The sequence below is a fragment of the Tritonibacter sp. SIMBA_163 genome (assembly GCF_046535935.1).
In the GTDB taxonomy this organism is placed as follows: domain Bacteria; phylum Pseudomonadota; class Alphaproteobacteria; order Rhodobacterales; family Rhodobacteraceae; genus Epibacterium; species Epibacterium scottomollicae.
Genome location: NZ_JAWJBP010000118.1, coordinates 1 through 466, shown reverse-complemented (window position 1 = coordinate 466; position 466 = coordinate 1). Strand labels below are relative to the sequence as shown.

General features: G+C 40.8%; 1 protein-coding gene. It reads right to left on the bottom strand.

Annotation, left to right across the window (positions count from 1 at the left end; genetic code table 11):
- A partial coding sequence (locus R0J92_RS21700; RefSeq protein ID WP_411053160.1) for a phage tail tape measure protein occupies positions 1-466 on the bottom strand: 466 nt, incomplete at both ends.

The window sequence follows — 466 nt, the reverse complement described above, 5'->3', positions numbered from 1 at the left end:
AGGTTTGCAGATTTGCAGGAAGTTCCCTTAGCGTGTTTATTATCTTATTTCCACTTTGCATTGACGTGCTTCTAAGTGCAGATGAGAATAATAATGTGGCCACTGTAGCTGTTCCGAAAGCAGGGGCAAGGAAGCCGATGTTTTTAACCAACCCAGTTGTCAACCCCATGAAGTTTCCTAATGCTTCAGTAGAGGCGATAAGTCCATCTGAAATGAAGGCATCACTTGCGGCAACGGCAAATTCAGTAACCGTGTTTTGAAGTCTGTTTATTCTTGCTTGTAAACTATCAGCATACTTTTCTTGCTCTTTCCATGCCGAACCCATTGAGTTTGCAGACGTGTTTGCTGCATCTTGATAGATTGAGTAGTTATTCAATAGGGCGTTAAATCTAGATAGTTGATAAATACCTGCAACACCTATTGAAGTGTTTTGTTTTTGGGCATCTGATAAGTTGTCCCATTTTTC